This window comes from Leisingera sp. MMG026 (assembly GCF_021654205.1).
Taxonomy (GTDB): Bacteria; Pseudomonadota; Alphaproteobacteria; order Rhodobacterales; family Rhodobacteraceae; genus Leisingera.
On sequence record NZ_JAKFZM010000024.1, the window covers coordinates 59584 to 76528 of the forward strand.

13 protein-coding genes are annotated in these 16945 nt (G+C 62.2%); 5 read left to right on the plus strand and 8 right to left on the minus strand.

Annotation, left to right across the window (positions count from 1 at the left end; genetic code table 11):
- Positions 1 to 18 precede the first annotated feature (18 nt).
- The 6 genes from L1069_RS14470 to L1069_RS14495 form a co-directional block, all read right to left on the minus strand.
- On the minus strand, positions 19 to 1263 hold the full coding sequence (locus L1069_RS14470; protein WP_237456127.1) for a calcium-binding protein: 1245 nt from the start codon (positions 1261 to 1263) through the stop codon (positions 19 to 21).
- A 214-nt stretch (positions 1264 to 1477) separates the two neighbouring features.
- Positions 1478 to 2023, minus strand: coding sequence for a polymer-forming cytoskeletal protein (locus L1069_RS14475; protein WP_129370994.1), 546 nt, complete (start codon positions 2021 to 2023; stop codon positions 1478 to 1480).
- Positions 2013 to 3344 (minus strand): M23 family metallopeptidase, encoded by a 1332-nt coding sequence (locus tag L1069_RS14480; protein WP_129370993.1) that lies wholly within the window; start codon positions 3342 to 3344, stop codon positions 2013 to 2015. The genes L1069_RS14475 and L1069_RS14480 overlap by 11 nt, the downstream gene beginning before the upstream one ends.
- A 212-nt stretch (positions 3345 to 3556) precedes the next feature.
- On the minus strand, positions 3557 to 4063 hold the full coding sequence (locus L1069_RS14485; RefSeq protein WP_237456128.1) for a hypothetical protein: 507 nt from the start codon (positions 4061 to 4063) through the stop codon (positions 3557 to 3559).
- 180 nt (positions 4064 to 4243) lie between these two features.
- Positions 4244 to 5086 carry a ferritin-like domain-containing protein gene (locus tag L1069_RS14490; protein WP_237456129.1) on the minus strand — a complete coding sequence of 281 codons (843 nt, stop codon included), beginning with the start codon at positions 5084 to 5086 and terminating at the stop codon, positions 4244 to 4246.
- Between the two features lie 243 nt (positions 5087 to 5329).
- A complete protein-coding gene (locus L1069_RS14495; RefSeq protein WP_129370991.1) occupies positions 5330 to 5791 on the minus strand; it encodes a peroxiredoxin in 462 nt (153 codons plus the stop codon).
- 123 nt (positions 5792 to 5914) lie between these two features.
- Between L1069_RS14495 and L1069_RS14500 the strand changes: the two genes are divergently transcribed.
- The 5 genes from L1069_RS14500 to lpdA all read left to right on the plus strand — a co-directional run bounded on the left by L1069_RS14500 (position 5915) and on the right by lpdA (position 14314).
- Positions 5915 to 9343 carry an AsmA-like C-terminal region-containing protein gene (locus L1069_RS14500; protein ID WP_237456130.1) on the plus strand — a complete coding sequence of 1143 codons (3429 nt, stop codon included), beginning with the start codon at positions 5915 to 5917 and terminating at the stop codon, positions 9341 to 9343.
- Positions 9344 to 9404: 61 nt separating this feature from the next.
- Positions 9405 to 10490: a tRNA preQ1(34) S-adenosylmethionine ribosyltransferase-isomerase QueA gene (queA, locus tag L1069_RS14505; RefSeq protein ID WP_237456131.1), complete on the plus strand. Its 1086-nt coding sequence runs from the start codon at positions 9405 to 9407 to the stop codon at positions 10488 to 10490.
- Between the two features lie 166 nt (positions 10491 to 10656).
- Positions 10657 to 11931, plus strand: a complete 1275-nt coding sequence (locus L1069_RS14510; RefSeq protein ID WP_237456132.1) for an MFS transporter — start codon at positions 10657 to 10659, stop codon at positions 11929 to 11931.
- 138 nt (positions 11932 to 12069) lie between these two features.
- Positions 12070 to 12648 (plus strand): DUF924 family protein, encoded by a 579-nt coding sequence (locus L1069_RS14515; protein ID WP_237456133.1) that lies wholly within the window; start codon positions 12070 to 12072, stop codon positions 12646 to 12648.
- Positions 12649 to 12919: 271 nt separating this feature from the next.
- On the plus strand, positions 12920 to 14314 hold the full coding sequence (gene lpdA, locus L1069_RS14520; RefSeq protein WP_237456134.1) for a dihydrolipoyl dehydrogenase: 1395 nt from the start codon (positions 12920 to 12922) through the stop codon (positions 14312 to 14314).
- 118 nt (positions 14315 to 14432) lie between these two features.
- Here lpdA and L1069_RS14525 read toward each other — a convergent pair whose 3' ends face one another.
- Complete coding sequence (locus L1069_RS14525) at positions 14433 to 15458, minus strand: hypothetical protein (RefSeq protein WP_237456135.1); 1026 nt, start codon at positions 15456 to 15458, stop codon at positions 14433 to 14435.
- Between the two features lie 362 nt (positions 15459 to 15820).
- Positions 15821 to 16852 carry an IS110 family transposase gene (locus L1069_RS14530; RefSeq protein WP_237456137.1) on the minus strand — a complete coding sequence of 344 codons (1032 nt, stop codon included), beginning with the start codon at positions 16850 to 16852 and terminating at the stop codon, positions 15821 to 15823.
- Positions 16853 to 16945 lie beyond the last annotated feature (93 nt).

The following is a 16945-nucleotide window of genomic DNA, read 5'->3' on the forward strand; positions in this document are numbered from 1 at the left end:
GGTCAATGATTGCAGTGGTCAGAACAGGAAGTTGTCCGCGTCCTGCAGCTGCGCCACGGTGATGTCTTCCACCAGAATGGTGACATTGGCAAAGGAGACCAGGACGTCATCGCCTTGGCTGTCAAAATCCAGCTGGCTCAGCCGGGAGGCGCCGCGGCCGACCGCGATGCGGTCCTCTCCGGCGGTGAAATCGGTGATAGTGTCGTTGCCGTGGCCTTTGTGGAAGATGAAGGTATCCGCATTGCTGCCGCCGGTCAGCACGTCGTTGCCCTTGTGGCCCAGCAGCATGTCGCGCCCGGACTCGCCCTTCAGTGTATCGCTGCCGCCGCCGCCGACCAGCAGGTCGTTGCCCGAATTGCCGATCAGAACGTCCTTGCCATGGCCGCCCTTCAGCTCATCGGCGCCGCCGCCGCCCAGCAGCCTGTCGCCGTGTTTGCCGCCAATCAGCAGATCATCGCCCATGCCGCCAATCAGCAGGTCGCGTCCGCTGCCGCCCCAAAGATCGTCATCGCCATCGCCGCCGTTGAGAGTATCGCGGCCGGCGCCCCCCAGCAGGCGGTCATTGCCATCTTCGCCCAGCAACAGGTCGCTGCCGGTCAGTCCGGACAAAGTGTCATTGCCGGCACCGCCTAAAATCAGGTCGCTGGAAAGCCCGGCGGATGTGTCGCCGGTCAGGGAATTGCCGCTGTAGCTGCCGGTTGTCAGGGCAAAGGTCCGGTCGGAAAACTCCAGCTGTTCGATCGAGGACACAATATCGCGGCCATCGCCCGAGTCGATTGTGACCGTACTGAAGTTTGAGGAGAAAGACGCATTGCCGAATGTGTCGGCAATAATCAGGCGGTCCGTGCCGCTGCCGCCGTACAGCGTGTCGTCGCCGGTTCCAAGCTTGATTGTATCATTGCCGCCATGGGTGAGCCAGCGCTGTCCCTCGGCCATGTTGGAGGTGATTGTATCGCTGCCGGCCAGAATGGATGCTTCCAGACGTGCGCCGCTGGAGGAGGCGAACGTGTAGAAATTCATCGAAAAGTCGGAGAACGAAAGAACTTGAGTTCCGTAGGATGTGATGCTGAGAGACTCTAGCGTCCAGGAATAAGGGGACGCGGAGGAAAAATCCCCGGTCAGGCTGAAGCCAGCCCCGTTGGCGCCGGTAAAGACAATCAGGCTGGAAGTTTGCGTTGTGATGCTTGCGTTGGCAAAATCCGGAGAGTTCAGGTCATTGAGCGACCAGGTTCCGCTCGGATCATTCAAGTTTACTGTCGCCATTTCCCTAAAATACCCTTTTCGTTGTGCCGCGTGCCGGGCCGCAGTCCTGTATTTTCCGTGTTAACTATCGGCCTCAACTCGTGGGTGCAAGGTAAGGAATACAAGATACCGTTGCGGGACTGGCAGAATGCGAAGCTGACCGGGTACAAAAAAGCCGCAGGCGATGGCCTGCGGCTTTTGAAATGGTCATGCCGGATCCGGCAGTAACGGCGGATCAGCCCTCGGCTTTATGCGCGGCAGTCGCTGCTTTTACGGCTGCAGACGGGGCCGGAGCCGGAACGGCAGAAGGTGCTGCGGCGGGGGCGGATTTGCGGCCGCCCGGGTTCAGCGGGTCGTCCTGGCGCTGCACAGAGCCTTCGAAGTGGGCGCCGCTTTCAATGGCGATGGTCTTGTGGATGATATCGCCTTCGACGCGGGCGGTGGCGGTCAGGCGCACCTTCAGGCCGCGCACGCGGCCAACGATACGGCCGTTGATGACCACGTCATCGGCGGTGACTTCGCCCTTGATGGTGGCAGTTTCGCCGACCGTCAGCAGATGCGCGCGGATGTCGCCTTCAACCGTGCCTTCGACCTGGATGTCGCCGGTGGTCTTAACGTTGCCGGTGATGTGCAGGTCAGAGCTGAGCAGCGACGCGGCTGGCTTGGCCTTGGGGGCGCTGGACCTGTAGTCGCTGACCGGAGCCGCCGGCGCAGCAGTGGGAGCCGGGGTTGCTTCGGCCTGCTTCGGCCCGGGCTCGTTGATTTTGCTTTTAGAAAACATTTCTCGCAGCCTTGATGTAGATCATGGGGTTTACAGGTTGCCCGTTGACCCTGACCTCGTAATGGAGGTGGGTCCCGGTGGACCGTCCGGTGTTACCCATATCAGCAATGTGATCCCCGCGCGAGACCCTTTGGCCCTTTGTAACGCGGAGTTTCGAATTATGGGCGTATCTGGTTTCGATGCCGAAGGCATGCCGGATGGTGACCATCCTGCCGTAGCCCGACTGCCAGCCGGCATGGGTGACAACGCCGTCGGCAGTGGCAAAGATATCGGTGCCGGTGCCGCCGGCAAAATCCGACCCTTTATGCAGGCGGCGGCCGCCGGTCTTGGGGTCGCGGCGGTAGCCGAAGCCCGAGGTCTGGCGCACCTGGCCCAGGTTCACCGGCGTGGCAAAAGGCGCCTGCTGGGCGGCCAGGCGGTAAAGGTTCAGCTGATCCAGCTTGGCCAGGATGCTGTTGGCCCGCAGCGCTTCGGCTGTGGGTTCCTCACCGCGGGTCGACATTGCCAAAGGGGCAAGCGGCCCGCCCTGGCCGTTATAGCCGCGGCGGACCTGTTCCAGAATACGCTCAGGCGGCATGCCGGCGTTGCGGAACATCTTGTCGAGCGGGGTGACAGAAACCGCCACCGCTTCTTCCAGCTGGCGGAAAATCTGGCTGTTGCGCTCGTCCATCAGCTGCAGTTCCAGTTCCAGCTCGTCGCGCTGGCCGATGGCGTCGCGGGCATCGGCCATGATCCGGTCGCGTTCCGCTGCGGTGTCCGACAGCACCCCTGCCAGCAGGTCCATCTGCGCCGAAGCGCTGGCGATGACAGCGTGAGGGGCGTTCTCGTCCTGGGTGTCTGCCTTGAGCTGCGCCAGGGATTTGCGGGCAGTGTCGCGCTGACGCATGGTGTCGCGCAGGGTGGACTGGATAACCTCGATGCCGGTTTCCAGCTCGCGGCGGCGGGTTTCCGAGGCCAGAAGCTCAGACTGCATCATCGAAATCTGTGTCAGCGCGGCATTGAAACGGTCCTGCGCCGCCAGGGCCTCAACGGCGCGGGTGTCGCGTTCATCGGAGATAGCGTTGAGCCGCTCGCGGTAGGTCTGCTGATCGCGTTTGGCCAATTCGCGGAAGTTGCCTGACCCGATACTGTCCATCAGCACAATCGCGGTGGCGACAATGGTCCAGGCGGTAAACAGGGTAACGCCTGCAACGGCTGCCAGCTGGGTTTCTGATCGCAGCCGGATGAAGCGTGTATCGTTGTCGGACTTCAGGAACACCCGCCGCTCGGGGAAGCGGCGTTCAAGAAAGCTGTGGATTCTGATCGCGAGCCGTGTGCGCAAAGTCTGGTCCCTGTCCCGTTCTGCACAGGCCCCTCAAGGCGGAGCCGGTGCCTTGGGCGAAGTGAATAGACAGGGCAGCGCCATTGGGCAAGCCTGTTGACCCTTTGGGCAGGGAAGCGGCGGGAGGAGCCGTGTGATAGGCGGAAAATTGCCGAAGAAACCGGGGCTTGCGCCGGGGAGACCCGGCTAAGTTGCCGGGTTTCATCCGGTTCTCAATCCGGGGAGCGGCCGATCAGGCGCAGGATAGCCACCAGGACAATCCCGTAAAGCACGTGGCCAGCCAGGGCGACCCAGGCGATTCCGGTGAAGTTCAGGAAGAACGGCAGCCCGGCGATGGCGGTGATGCCGCCGATGGCAAAAACCCAAAGGCCAAAGCCATAGAGCGCAGACGGCAGCAACCAATGGGTGCCGCCTGCCACCCGGTTCCAGACGGGAGCAAAGATGAACAGCCCGCCCGCCGGGTAGCCGATCAGGCCGACCAGGTGGAAATGCACAAAATAGCCGGCAAAATCGCCGTCTGGCAGGCCAAGGCTGCCCAGGAGGCTGCGGGCCAGCCCGTGCGGCGACAGGCTGGCGAATCCCAGGCCAGGGCTGATCACCTGCCCCCAAAGGTCAAAAGCGTTGGTGGCAAAGAAGCCGGAAATAAACATCAGGCCAAGGGTTTGGACATTGAAGCCGGGGCAGGCGGGACGGGCGCGGCGATCGGCGGACATCATCATTGCAGTTGGTCTCCTGTGCGGGGTAAGCTGGCGCTTTGCTTCTGCTGAACATCGGGACCGGGGCCGCAACGTCAATTCGCTGCGGCGCGATCTCACCGGTTGGTGATCCGGCCCGGGCCTTGTTGTGAGGATTGTTACAGGACCTTCGGTGCAGCGGCGGCCGCAGGCCGCAGGTCCGGTTCAGCTGCCGGGCAGCACCCGGTCCTGATCGGCCAGCGGCCAGTAGAAATCCGGCGGCAGGCCGGCATCGGCGCGTTTTTCCTCATTGAAAGGCGGTTTGAGAGGCCCGTGGAAATACTTGCGTACCAGCGCGTGGAACACTTCTTTCGGGTCAAGGTTGTCCCGTCCGCAGAGGAAATTGAACCATTTGGAGCCATAGGCGACATGGCTGACCTCCTCGGCATAGATCACTTCCAAAGCGTCCACGGCCTGGGTGATGGCGGCCTTGCGGAAGACTTCGATCATGCCCGGGGTGACGTCCAGCCCGCGCGCCTCCAGCACCATCGGCACCACCGCGAGGCGGCCCATCAGGTCATCGGCTGTGTCCTCAGCGGCGCGCCACATGCCGGCATGGGCAGGCAGGGCGCCATAATGACTGCCCAGTGCTTCAAGGCAGTCGCACATCAGATTGAAATGTTTGGATTCCTCATCCGCAGCCTGGACCCAGTCGTCAAAGAATCCCATCGGCATCGGCACATGGGAAAACCGCGCGATGATGTCCCAATGCAGGTCAACGGCATTGAGCTCGATATGGGCCACCGCGTGCAGCAGGGCGATGCGGCCGGCTTCGGATCCCGGTTTGCGTTTGGGCACGTCGCGCGGGTGCAGCAGCTGTGGCCGGTCCGGGCGGGCCGGGTGCATCGGCGGCGTGGCGGTGCCGATGGCGATTTCCGGCGCATCGCCTTTGCGGTAAGCGAACCACTCGGCGGCATGGCGGCGGGACAGCGCGGTCTTGGCGCGCCCATCTGCGGTGGTCAGCACCTCGGCGGCGCGTTCAGCAAGCGAAAGGGGCTGGGTGTCCATAGGGGTCTCCTCAATCGGCGGGATGCGCCGGGTTCACCTGATTTGGCAGCCGGAGTCCAGAGCGGAAAACGGCGGTGCTCCCGCGCCTGCGGGTGATCAGCAGGCTGATCACCCTGGCAGCCTTGGGCATGGCAGCGCGCCTTGGCGCGCTGCGCGCCGCCCTGCGGGCGGCGCCCGGCCCAACGGTGAGGGCTGCTCTTATCAAGAGCAGCCGGAGCAGGCGGGAGAGCCCCGGCCGTCGGATCAGAGCGCCTGGACGGCGGCCAGCACCTCATCCACGTGGCCGTCGACCTTGACCTTGCGCCAGACGCGGGCGATGCGGCCATCGGCGCCAATCAGGAAAGTGGAACGCTCAATGCCCCAATGCTTCTTGCCGTACATGCTCTTTTCCTTCCAGACGCCGTAATCCTCGCAGACGGTGCTGTCAGCATCGGACAAAAGCGGCGTTGTCAGGCTATGTTTGGCGGTGAAATTCTCATGCTTCTTCAGGCTGTCCTTGGAAATCCCGAAAACGTGAGCGCCGGCATCGGCGAATGCCTGCAAAGCCTCTGAAAAGCCGATGGATTCTTTGGTGCAGCCGGGGGTATTATCGCGGGGATAGAAAAACAGCACCACGGGCGCGCCCTGGAGGCTGGACAAAGTGACCTCTCCGCCGCCGCCGCGGGGCAGGGTAAAGGAAGGGGCGGGATCTGATACGTCGAGCATTGGCCTGTCTCCGGTCATTTGCGCAAAATCTCTGCGCGGCAAACATAACCCAAGAGCAGCAAAGGGAAAGCTGAGATCAAACCTGCCGGCGAGAATAACCGCGCTGCTGCTGAGGCGGTGCCCGTGAAGGGTCCGGGACCGGGTGCTGAAGCCGTGCCTGGACGCGGTTCGGAGCCGGGTCACGGCACGGCGCAACGGCCTGCGCGCCGCCGCTGGCGCTGGCGGCTGCTGCGCGGGTGTATCTGGATGCTGGCGCTGCTGAGCTTTCTGGCAGCCGCTGCGGTCTATTTCGGGATCGGCACCCGGCTGAATGCGCCGGATTGGGTGCGCAGCCGGGTGGAAACCCGGATCGAGCGGCATCTGAACGGGCTGCAGATCGAATTTGGTGCCATTCATGTGGTGGTGAACAAGGGCTTGAGGCCGCGGGTCAGTCTGAAGGATGTGGTGCTGCGGCACCCGGACGGCACCCTGTTTGCACAGCTGGCCGATGCCCAGGCCAGCCTGGCGATGCGGCCGCTGCTGCGCGGCAAGCTGCAGCCCAAGCAGATTTCGCTGAACGGCTTGTTTGCGGCGCTGCGGCGCAACAAGGACGGCTCTTTTGCGATCAGTTTTGCCAGCGGCGGGCTGCCGTCGCGGCAGGCAGGCAATCTGGCTGAGCTGATCGAGCAATGGGACAGTCAGATGCAAAAACCGGTGCTGGCCGCGCTTGCCGGCATGGAGACCAGCGCGCTGACGCTGTCCTACACCGACGACCGGCTGGGCCGCGCCTGGACCTTGGACGGCGGCCGGATCGGTTTGAAGCGTGACGGCAGCAAGGTGTCTCTGTCGGCGGTGTTTTCGGTCCTGAGCGGACGCGGCGGCGTGGGCACGGTGGAGGCCAGCTACAGTTCCGGGATCGGCAGCCCGGAGGCGGAGTTCGGGTTTCTGGTGTCGGATATCGCCAGCGAGGATATCGCTCTGCAAAGCCCGGCGCTTGGCTGGCTGGGGGTGCTGCGGGCGCCGATTTCCGGTTCCTTGCGCGGCGAGGTGTTCAGCGACGGCGGGATTGCTCCGGTACAGGCCAGCCTGCGCATCGGCGAAGGTGTGATCCAGCCGGCCGCCCAGACCCGGCCGGTGCCGATTACCGGCGCGCGCAGCTATTTCACCTATTACCCGGCAGAGCAGCTGCTGAAGTTCTCGGAACTCAGTGTGCAAAGCGGCTGGGGGTCCGGGGTGATGCAGGGGCAGGCGAGCCTGGCCGGGGTGCAAAACGGGCAGCTGTCCGGGCTGGTCGGGCAGCTGCGGTTTTCCGATCTGGAGTTGAACCCGCGCCGCCTGTTTGAAACCCCCATTAAATTTCCCGGCGTTGATGCGGATTTTGACCTGAGCCTTGCCCCGTTCCGGCTGCGCCTTGGCGAGATGCTGGTGCGCGACGGGGACAGCCGCATTCATTTTGACGGCGATATCGGTGCTGGCCCCGAGGGCTGGGATTACGATCTGAATGGCAGCGTTGATCAGGTGTCTGTTCAGCGGGTCAAGGAACTGTGGCCGGAGCCGCTGGCGCCGAATCCGCGTCTTTGGGTCCGTGAGAACCTGCGGGACGGCGAGGTGCGCAATGTCGGGTTTCACATGCGCGGGCGCGGCAGCGGCAAGCCCTTTGTCAGCCTGGATCTGGCCTTTGACGGCGCCGAGGTGCTGTTTCAGAAATTCATGCCGCCGGTGCGCAGGGCCGCGGGCCAGCTGAGCCTGTACGGCGACCGCTTTGTTGTGACAGCTTCTGGCGGCACGGTGACGGCCGAGCAGGGCGGCGCGGTTGATGTGGCTGGCACCTCTTTCATCATTCCGGATGTGTCGGCCAAGGACGGCACCCCCGGCATTGCCCGGATCATGGCGCGCGGATCGGCCACGGCGGCGCTGTCGCTGCTGAACCGGGAACCGCTGCGGGTGATGGATAAGGCCAGCCTGCCGGTGGATCTGGCCGAGGGGCTGGTGGAGGCGGAGGGCACGCTGGCGCTGCCGCTGCAAAAGCAGGTGCCGGTGGAGGAGATCCTCTATCATTACCGCGGCACGATTCGCGCTGTGGAAAGCAGAATACTGGTGCCGGGGCATGTGGCGGCGGCCCCGCTGCTGGACGTCGAGGGCAATCAGAGCCAAGTGCGCCTCAGCGGTGCAGGCAGCCTGTCGGGTGTTCCGCTGACGGCCAGCTGGCAGCAGCGGATCGGCAAGGACGCGCCGCCGGACAGCCGGGTGGAGGGGACTATTGAACTGTCGGCGCAGGCGGTGGAGGCCTTTAATCTTGGCCTGCCGCGCGGGGCGGTCTTTGGCAAAGGCCAGGGGCGCTATTCGGTAGATCTGGCCCCAGGGGCGCCGCCGCGTCTGGAACTGCAGTCGGATTTGACGGGTCTTGGCCTGCGGATCCCCGAGATCAGCTGGCGCAAGGGCGAAGCGGCAAAGGGGAAGCTGTCGGTTTCGGCGCTGCTGGGTGAGACCGCCGCGGTAGAACAGCTGACGTTGCAGGCGCCGGGGCTGGCTGCCACCGGGAGTGTGGCCACGCGCAAAGGCGGCGGGCTGGATCAGGCGGTGTTCTCATCAGCGCGGGCAGGGGATTGGTTCCGCGGCTCCGTCACGTTCCGCGGGCGCGGTGCCGCGCCGCCTGCAATCGAGGTGACCGGCGGCCGGCTGGATCTGAACCGTTCGCCGTTTTCGGCTACCTCAGCCAGCGGCGGCGGCAGCAGCAGCGGCGGCGGGTCGAGCCCGGTAACCCTGCGGCTGCAAAACCTGCAGGTGACCGACAGTATCGGGCTGCAGAATTTTCAAGGCCGTTTTTCCACCCAAGGCGGCATGAACGGTGAATTCACCGCCCGCCTGAACGGCCAGACACCAGTGGCGGGCACCGTGGTGCCGCAGAACGGCGGCACGGCGGCGCGGATCCGGGCCAATGATGCCGGGGGCGTGTTCCGCTCGGCCGGGATGTTTGAACACGGCCGCGGCGGCAGTTTTGAAATGACCCTGATCCCGGCAGATAAACCGGGCGAATACGACGGCAAGGTCAATGTGCGAAACATCCGGATCCGCAATGCACCGTCAATGGCGGCGATCCTGAATGCCATCAGCCTGATCGGGCTGCTGGATGAGATGACCGGCCAGGGCATCCTGTTCACCAGCATGAACGGGCGGTTCCGGCTGGGTGCCTCGCATCTGATTCTGCACCAAAGCAGCGCGGTGGGTCCGTCGATGGGGCTGTCGCTGGACGGCAATTATGATCTGAACAATAGCCGCCTGAACATGCGCGGCGTGATTTCGCCGATCTACCTAGTCAACGCAATCGGCAGGATCCTGGCGCCGCGCGACGGCGAGGGGCTGATTGGTTTCACCTTCACCTTGCGCGGCACGGCGGATGACCCAGCGGTCTCGGTCAACCCGCTGGCGGGTCTGGCGCCGGGTTTTCTGCGGGAAATTTTCCGCGGGCCGGCGCCAAAGGTGCCAGGCCAGCAGCGCGCCTTTACGGCGGAAGAAGAAGAGGCGCAAGAAGAGCGCAGGCAGTACCGGACACCGCGGGGCGCCGACAAGTGATCCTGACAAACGGCGAAAAACACCGTAGATTTCCCCTGCAGCACAGCCTATAGCGCGCGACATGAAACTCAGCGATTTCGACTTCGACCTGCCCGACGATCTGATTGCCACCCGGCCTGCCAATCCGCGCAGCGCGGCGCGGCTGCTGGTGGCTGCTGGCGGGGAACTGCATGATGGCCAGGTGACCGATCTGGTGCAATGGCTGCAACCCGGCGACCGGCTGGTGCTGAACGATACCAAGGTGATCCCGGCGCGGCTGAGCGGGCTGCGCCACCGTGACAGCGCCCAAGGGCCGGTGGCGGCCAAAATCGAAGCGACCCTGCTGGAGCCGCGCGCCGATGGCAGCTGGGCGGCGTTGCTGAAACCGCTGAAAAAGATCAAGCCGGGGGAAGATATTGTTTTCTCGGACGATCTGAGCGCAACGCTGGAAACGGTTTCCGAAGGCCAGGGTCATCTTCGTTTCAACCTGAGCGGCACGGATTTTGACGCAGCGCTGGCTGAGGCCGGCGCGATGCCGCTGCCGCCTTATATCGCCGCCAAACGCGCGGCGGACGAGCAGGACAAGACCGATTACCAGACCGTCTGGGCCCGCAATACCGGTGCGGTGGCGGCGCCGACCGCCTCTTTGCATTTCGACGCTCCGTTGCTGGCAGCGCTGAAGGCGCGCGGGGTAGACGTATCCTATGTCACCCTGCATGTGGGCGCGGGCACCTTCCTGCCGGTCAAGGTGGAGGATGTGACCACCCACCGGATGCACGCGGAATGGGGCAAGGTGAGCGCACAGGCGGCAGCGGAGATCACCGCGACCAAGGCCGCAGGCGGGCGGGTGATCCCGGTTGGCACCACCGCGCTGCGGCTGATCGAAAGCGCCGCCAAGGACGGGCAGATCCACGCTTGGGAAGGCGATACGGATATCTTTATTTATCCTGGGTTCGGGTTTCAGGTGGCGGATGCGCTGATGACCAATTTCCACCTGCCGAAATCGACCCTGCTGATGCTGGTGTCGGCGCTGATGGGGCAGGAGGAGATCCGCAGGATCTATGAACATGCTGTCGGAAACCGCTACCGGTTCTTTTCTTATGGCGACGCGTCGCTTTTGATCCCGGCTAAGGCGGATACACCTCAGAAAAGCGGCGCGAATTCATAGACAAGCGCCGCAACCATGGCTCCGGATTGCGCAATCCGGGTCATGAAATTGAAATCTGAATCAGCGATACCGGCCAAGCGAGCCTTGATCGCCCGGACATAACATTCAAATGTGATGGCAGCCCGTCCCTTGTGGAGGGCTGCTTTGCTTTCAAAGGAGGCATGAAATGCTGCAGGTGCTGTCGAGCGCATGGGCGCTGCTCTTGGGGATGATGCTGCTGATGGTCGGCAACGGCCTGCAGGGCACCATGCTGGGTGTGCGCGGCGAGCTGGAAGGGTTTTCCACCTTCCAGATGTCGATTGTGATGGCGGCCTATTTCGTTGGCTTCCTGGGTGGTTCGCGGCTGGCGCCGGAGATGATCCGCCGGGTTGGCCATGTGCGGGTGTTTGCGGCCTTGGCCTCGTTCATTTCAGCGGTGATGATCCTGTATCCGGTGCTGCCGAATACCGTTGCCTGGGGGCTGGGGCGCGTGATCATCGGGTTCTGCTTTTCCGGCGTGTATGTGACGGCGGAAAGCTGGCTGAACAACTCTGCCGACAACTCCAACCGGGGCAAGGCGCTGTCGCTGTACATGATCGTGCAGATGGTCGGTATCATCGCTGCGCAGGGGCTGATTCAGGTCGGAGATCCAGCCGGTTACGAGGCGTTCATCATCGCGTCGATCCTGGTTTCAATCTCCTTTGCGCCCATTCTGCTGTCGATCTCGCCGACCCCGGCGTTTGACACCACCAAGCCCATGACCCTGCGCGAGATCATGCGGATTTCGCCGCTGGGCTGTGTCGGCATGTTCATTCTGGGCGGCGTGTTTTCCGCCCAGTTCGGGATGAGCGCGGTTTACGGCGCCGCTGCGGGGCTGAGCCTGGGCAACCTGTCGCTGTTTATCGCCACTTTCTATATCGGCGCCACCATCCTGCAGTATCCGCTGGGCTGGGTCTCGGACCGGATGGACCGGCGGCTGCTGATCATGATGGTGGCGGCTGCAGGCGGCTGCGGCGCGGTGCTGGGCTTTATCTACGGCATGGACTTTAAGATGCTGCTGGTTGCGGCCTTTATTATCGGCGGCCTGTCGAACCCGCTGTATTCGCTGCTGATCGCCTATACCAACGATTACCTTGAGCATGAGGACATGGCGGCGGCATCAGGCGGGCTGGTGTTCATCAACGGGCTGGGCGCCATTGCCGGCCCGATGATCACCGGCTGGCTGATGAGCGACGCGGTGTTTGGTCCGGCTGGCTTCTTTGCACTGATTGCGGCGCTGATGTTCCTGATGGCCGCCTATGCGGCTTACCGGATGACCCAGCGTGCTGCGACGCCGGTTGACGAGACCGGGAGCTTTGCCGCGATGTATCCGAGCTCGACGCCTGTGGCGGTTGAGTTTGCCCAGGAATACGCGATTGAGACCGAGCTGGAAGAGCAGGAAACCGCCGTTGATGATAATTGATTGCGCTAACCAGCCGGAATTGTGAGGATTATTTCACACAGAGGGCTTGCCTGTCGCAATTTGTGACCCAAGGTTACTTGTAAAGGTAATGTAAAATGGCCTGAAGTTAGGGTCAGGAAAAACTTGGAGTTACGACCGATGACTGGTCCCGAAGAGATACTTGCATTCTGGCTCGATAAGGTTGGGGAAAAGGGATGGTATCTGCAGGATGACGCGCTGGATCAAGAGATCCGCACGACGTTTCAAAAGACCTGGGAGGAGGCCTGCGAGGGCAGGTTTTCCTTCTGGCTGACCTACCCCAGCGGCACCCTGGCCTATATCCTCCTGATGGACCAGTTCCCCCGCAACATGTTCCGCGGCGAAGGCAAGGCGTTTGCCTCTGACCGGGCGGCGCTGTCGGCGGCCAAGGTGGCGATCAACAAGAAATGGGACAAGAAGATCGACGAACCGGCGCGCCAGTTCTTCTATCTGCCCCTGATGCATTCCGAGAACCTGTGCGACCAGGAACGCTGCATCCGGCTGATGCTGGAACGGATGCCCCAGACCGGCACCAGCAACCTGCTGCATGCACGGGCCCACCGCGAGGTGATCCGCCAGTTCGGCCGCTTCCCCTACCGCAACGAGGCGCTGCACCGCGCCAGCACCGCGCCGGAGCTGGATTACGTGATGGCGGGCGGCTACGGCGAGACCGTGCGGCAAGTGCAAGCTGCGGGCTGAACCCGGTCCTGTCGCGGGTCTGAAGCAATAGAAAACGCCGCGCCCTGAAAGGGGCGCGGCGTTTTCTGTTGTGATCCTGCCAGTTGCAGCCTTTTCAAGGCGAACGCAAAAATCTGCTGGCGGGATGTTTGCCTGCAGCATAGCCTGTTCAGACGGCGTTGCGCTGTTTCTTGCATGGCCGCTATGCCGCAGCAGAGGATGATTGCAGCGTAGAAAAAAATAGTTTAACGGTAAACTAGTTTTGGAACCTGTTCGAGGGCGAGGGAGCACTATGGCCGCACAATCTTATGACGTGATCGTAATCGGCGCCGGGCCGGGGGGCTATGTCGCGGCCATCCGTGCCGCACAGCTGGGTCTGAAAACCTGCATTGTCGAGCGCGAGCATATGGGCGGTATCTGCCTCAACTGGGGCTGTATCCCGACCAAGGCGCTGCTGCGCTCCTCCGAGGTATTTCACCTGATGGAGCGGGCCAAGGATTTCGGCCTGAAGGCGGAAAACATCGGCTATGACTTGGACGCGGTGGTGAAACGCTCGCGCGGGGTGGCGAAACAGCTGTCCTCGGGCATCGGCCACCTGATGAAGAAGAACAAGATTGCCGTGGTGATGGGCGAGGCGTCGCTTCCGGCCAAGGGCAAGGTGTCGGTCAAAACCGATAAGGGCACTGAAGAGCTGACCGCCAAACACATCGTGCTGGCCACCGGTGCACGGGCGCGCGAGCTGCCGGGTCTTGAGGCTGACGGCGATCTGGTCTGGACCTACAAACACGCGCTGGACCCGGTGCGGATGCCGAAGAAGCTGCTGGTCATCGGCTCGGGTGCCATCGGTATTGAATTTGCTAGCTTCTACAACACGCTGGGCGCCGATACCACGGTGGTTGAAGTGATGGACCGGGTGCTGCCGGTGGAAGACGCGGAAATCTCCGCCTTTGCCAAGAAGGCCTTTGTCAAACAGGGCATGAAGATCATGGAGAAAGCCATGGTCAAGCAGCTGGACCGCGGCAAGGGTAAAGTGACGGCCCATATCGAGGTTGGCGGCAAGGTTGAAAAGCAGGAGTTCGACACCGTGATCTCTGCCGTGGGCATCGTCGGCAACGTCGAGGGCCTGGGGCTGGAAGAGCTGGGCGTCAAGGTCGACCGTACCCATGTGGTGACGGATGAATACTGCCGCACCGGGGTGGATGGTCTTTACGCGATTGGCGATATCGCCGGCGCGCCCTGGCTGGCGCATAAAGCCTCGCACGAGGGTGTCATGGTGGCCGAGCTGATCGCGGGCAAACACGCCCATCCGGTCAAGCCCGAAAGCATTGCCGGCTGCACCTACTGCCAGCCGCAGGTGGCTTCGGTCGGTTATACCGAAGCGAAGGCCAAGGAGCTGGGCTATGACATCAAGGTCGGCCGCTTCCCCTTCATCGGCAACGGCAAGGCGATTGCGCTGGGAGAGGCTGAAGGCATGGTGAAGACCATCTTTGACGCCAAAACAGGTGAGCTGCTGGGCGCCCATATGGTCGGTGCGGAAGTGACCGAGCTGATCCAGGGCTACGTGGTGGGCCGCCAGTTGGAAACCACCGAGGAAGACCTGATGAACACCGTCTTCCCGCATCCGACGCTGTCCGAGATGATGCATGAATCGGTGCTCGATGCCTATGACCGGGTGATCCATATGTAGGTTGCCTGGTAAGTTGCCTGTACAGCGAAAATTTCAAAGGCGGCCTGTGAGGCGGAGCCATTCCGAGTTGTAGGACACGGGCGGCAGGAAACTGCCGCCCGTTTTTCCTTTCGGGCCTTTAGCGACCTTGAAGTTTTGCCGACATTGGCGTGCCGTGGAACCGCCACGGTTGATAGAGAATCCTGGAGAGGTTGGGCAGGTGAGAGCGATCGTCCCGCCGACGGTCTCGCTTTTTCTTGAAGGCTCCGCCGGAGGCCTCCGCCTTTTCGACACTGTCTGCTTCCTGCTGCGAGCCCTTTGGTTGCGACGGCTGATGGACACCCGTCCGCATTGCCGGAGTGGTGCGGACGGCCTTGCTGGCACGCCTCTTCGGCACAAGGATCGCCTTGTCTGTCCCCGGCACAGCGATGCGCCTGAACGGCTCGCCATTTTCTGCCGTATCAGGAGCCCCCTCCACAGCGCACGCCTCTGGGCCTTCTCCAGGTTTTGCCTCCCCCTCCAGAGGCAGCTTGTAGGGTCTCCAATTGAAGAAGTTGCAGTGCACGCGCCATATGTTCATCAGGGCGATCAGGACGCGCGGATTGCTGGCAGCGCCGTTGATGTATGTGGCGCCTACGCGAGAGCTGCGGCCACCTGCCCGCTGGACGATGCTGACGCGCTCGCGAATGGGGTTCATGAAGGTGGAGGCCGGCTGGATCGTCGCGTGGATGACCCGGCGGGTGATGGCGGCACGGAGTTCCGGGTCGTCGATCCCGAGCCCTCGATAGGCGGCACGATAGCGTGCTGACAGGATCGGGAAGCCAACGGCCTTGTCGATCTCGTTTGCCATCTGGATAGGGCTATGCCCCCCTATGCGCGGGAACGCGGCCGAAGCGGGGATTGGACCCGCCCACGAGCTTTTCGGCTGGTCGTTTGGGTTGGTGCGGTAGGCAGGCTTCAGGTTCGCGGAAGTCCAAGTCTGTAGCGCTTCCCAAGGCTTTAAGTGAGGATGCATCTCGCGCCATTTCTTGAGGCTCTTCGAAAACACCGCCTGTTTCTCGCGGATACGGTCGATCGGCACATCTTTCTTGAAGCCAATGACTGCCCGTTCGAACCTGTCCGCAAGGATCTCCTTGCGGAAAATGTGCGGCAGGACCCGCGCCATCTGCCCCTCCCGCCTGCCAACGAGGGTGAGCTTCCTGCTGGGGATCACCCACTTGAGACAGGCAAGGGACGCCTGTGTGGATGTATATGGACCCCGCCTGATTGCAACGGTCTGTTTGGTTCCGGCTTCGAGGTCGCGATTGCTGATGTATATCCGGCTTCTTAGGGCGGCCCGATACTTCGTTGCTGCGAGCCCCGATGGATTTCCGCTTGCTTCTTCCTCATCGCCCCTAAGGCATCGGTGCTGACCTTGCCGATCCACACATCAGGTTCGAGAAGCAACGGGCGTGACCCTTTTCCATCTCCTGGCAGATGTTGCAATATTCTGGGTAGCTCTCCTTTATTGACTTTCCGAGGTGCCGTTCAAGCCAACGACACGGCGGCTTCTGGGCGGTAGTTCTGATCTCTCGCTAAGAGCGACCAGACTATCCGAGCGTTCTTGTTAGCCAGTGCCACCGAGACGACATTCGGATGCCGTCGTTCGCGCATCCGCGCGATCCATTGGCTGCGCGGATCGGTTTTCCCGGCCGCCTTTCCAAGCACAACTCGTGCGCCGTGGATCAGCAGTGTGCGCAGGTATCGGTCACCGCGCTTGCTGATCCCGAACAAGCGTGCTTTTCCACCGCTTGACCGTTGCTTTGGAACGAGCCCCAGCCACGCGGCAAATTGACGACCATTCTTGAAGCAGGATTTATCACCGACTGCTGCCACCAATGCCGTTGTTGTAATCGGGCCAACACCTTCGATTTGACCAATGCGCTGGCACATCTCATTGGCGCGGAAGAGGTTCTTGATCCGCCGGTTGCAGCCTGCAAGACGGCTGTCGCGTTCGGCCAGTTCCTCACGCATGTCGCGCAACACATCAATGAAGATCTCCCCAAATTCGCCCTGATTGTTATCGACTATTTCACTGAGGGCACGCCGGATGCGGGTGATGTCCCGCGCCACCACGACACCATGTTCCCCAAGCAAACCGCGGACTTGGTTTACCAGCCGGGTACGGTTTGCGACCACGCGCTGGCGGATGCGGTGGACCGCTTGGATTTCAAGCTGTTCAGCCGACTTAGGGGGGACAAACCGCATTGATGGCCGGCCGGCAGCCTCGCAAATCGCTTCGGCATCGTTGCGATCGTTTTTGTTCGATTTCACATAAGGTTTCACGAACTGTGGAGAGATCAGCCGCACCTCGTGGCCCAAATCGGTCAGAACCCGTGCCCAATAATGCGATCCGCAACAGGCTTCCATACCAACAATACAGGGCGGCAATTCTGCGAAGAACTGCGCAACAGCGTCTCGCCGGAGGGTCTTCCGCAAAACCACTTCTTCAGTCGTACCCACTGCGTGAACTTCGAAAACGTACTTGGCCAGATCCAGGCCGATCCTTTTGATTTGCATGTTATGATCCTCCAATCTCCATTCGAAGATACGCCGCCCGAGGGCGGCGGGGTCCATACCATTGTCCCGATGAATGCAAGCTTTTTTCATACC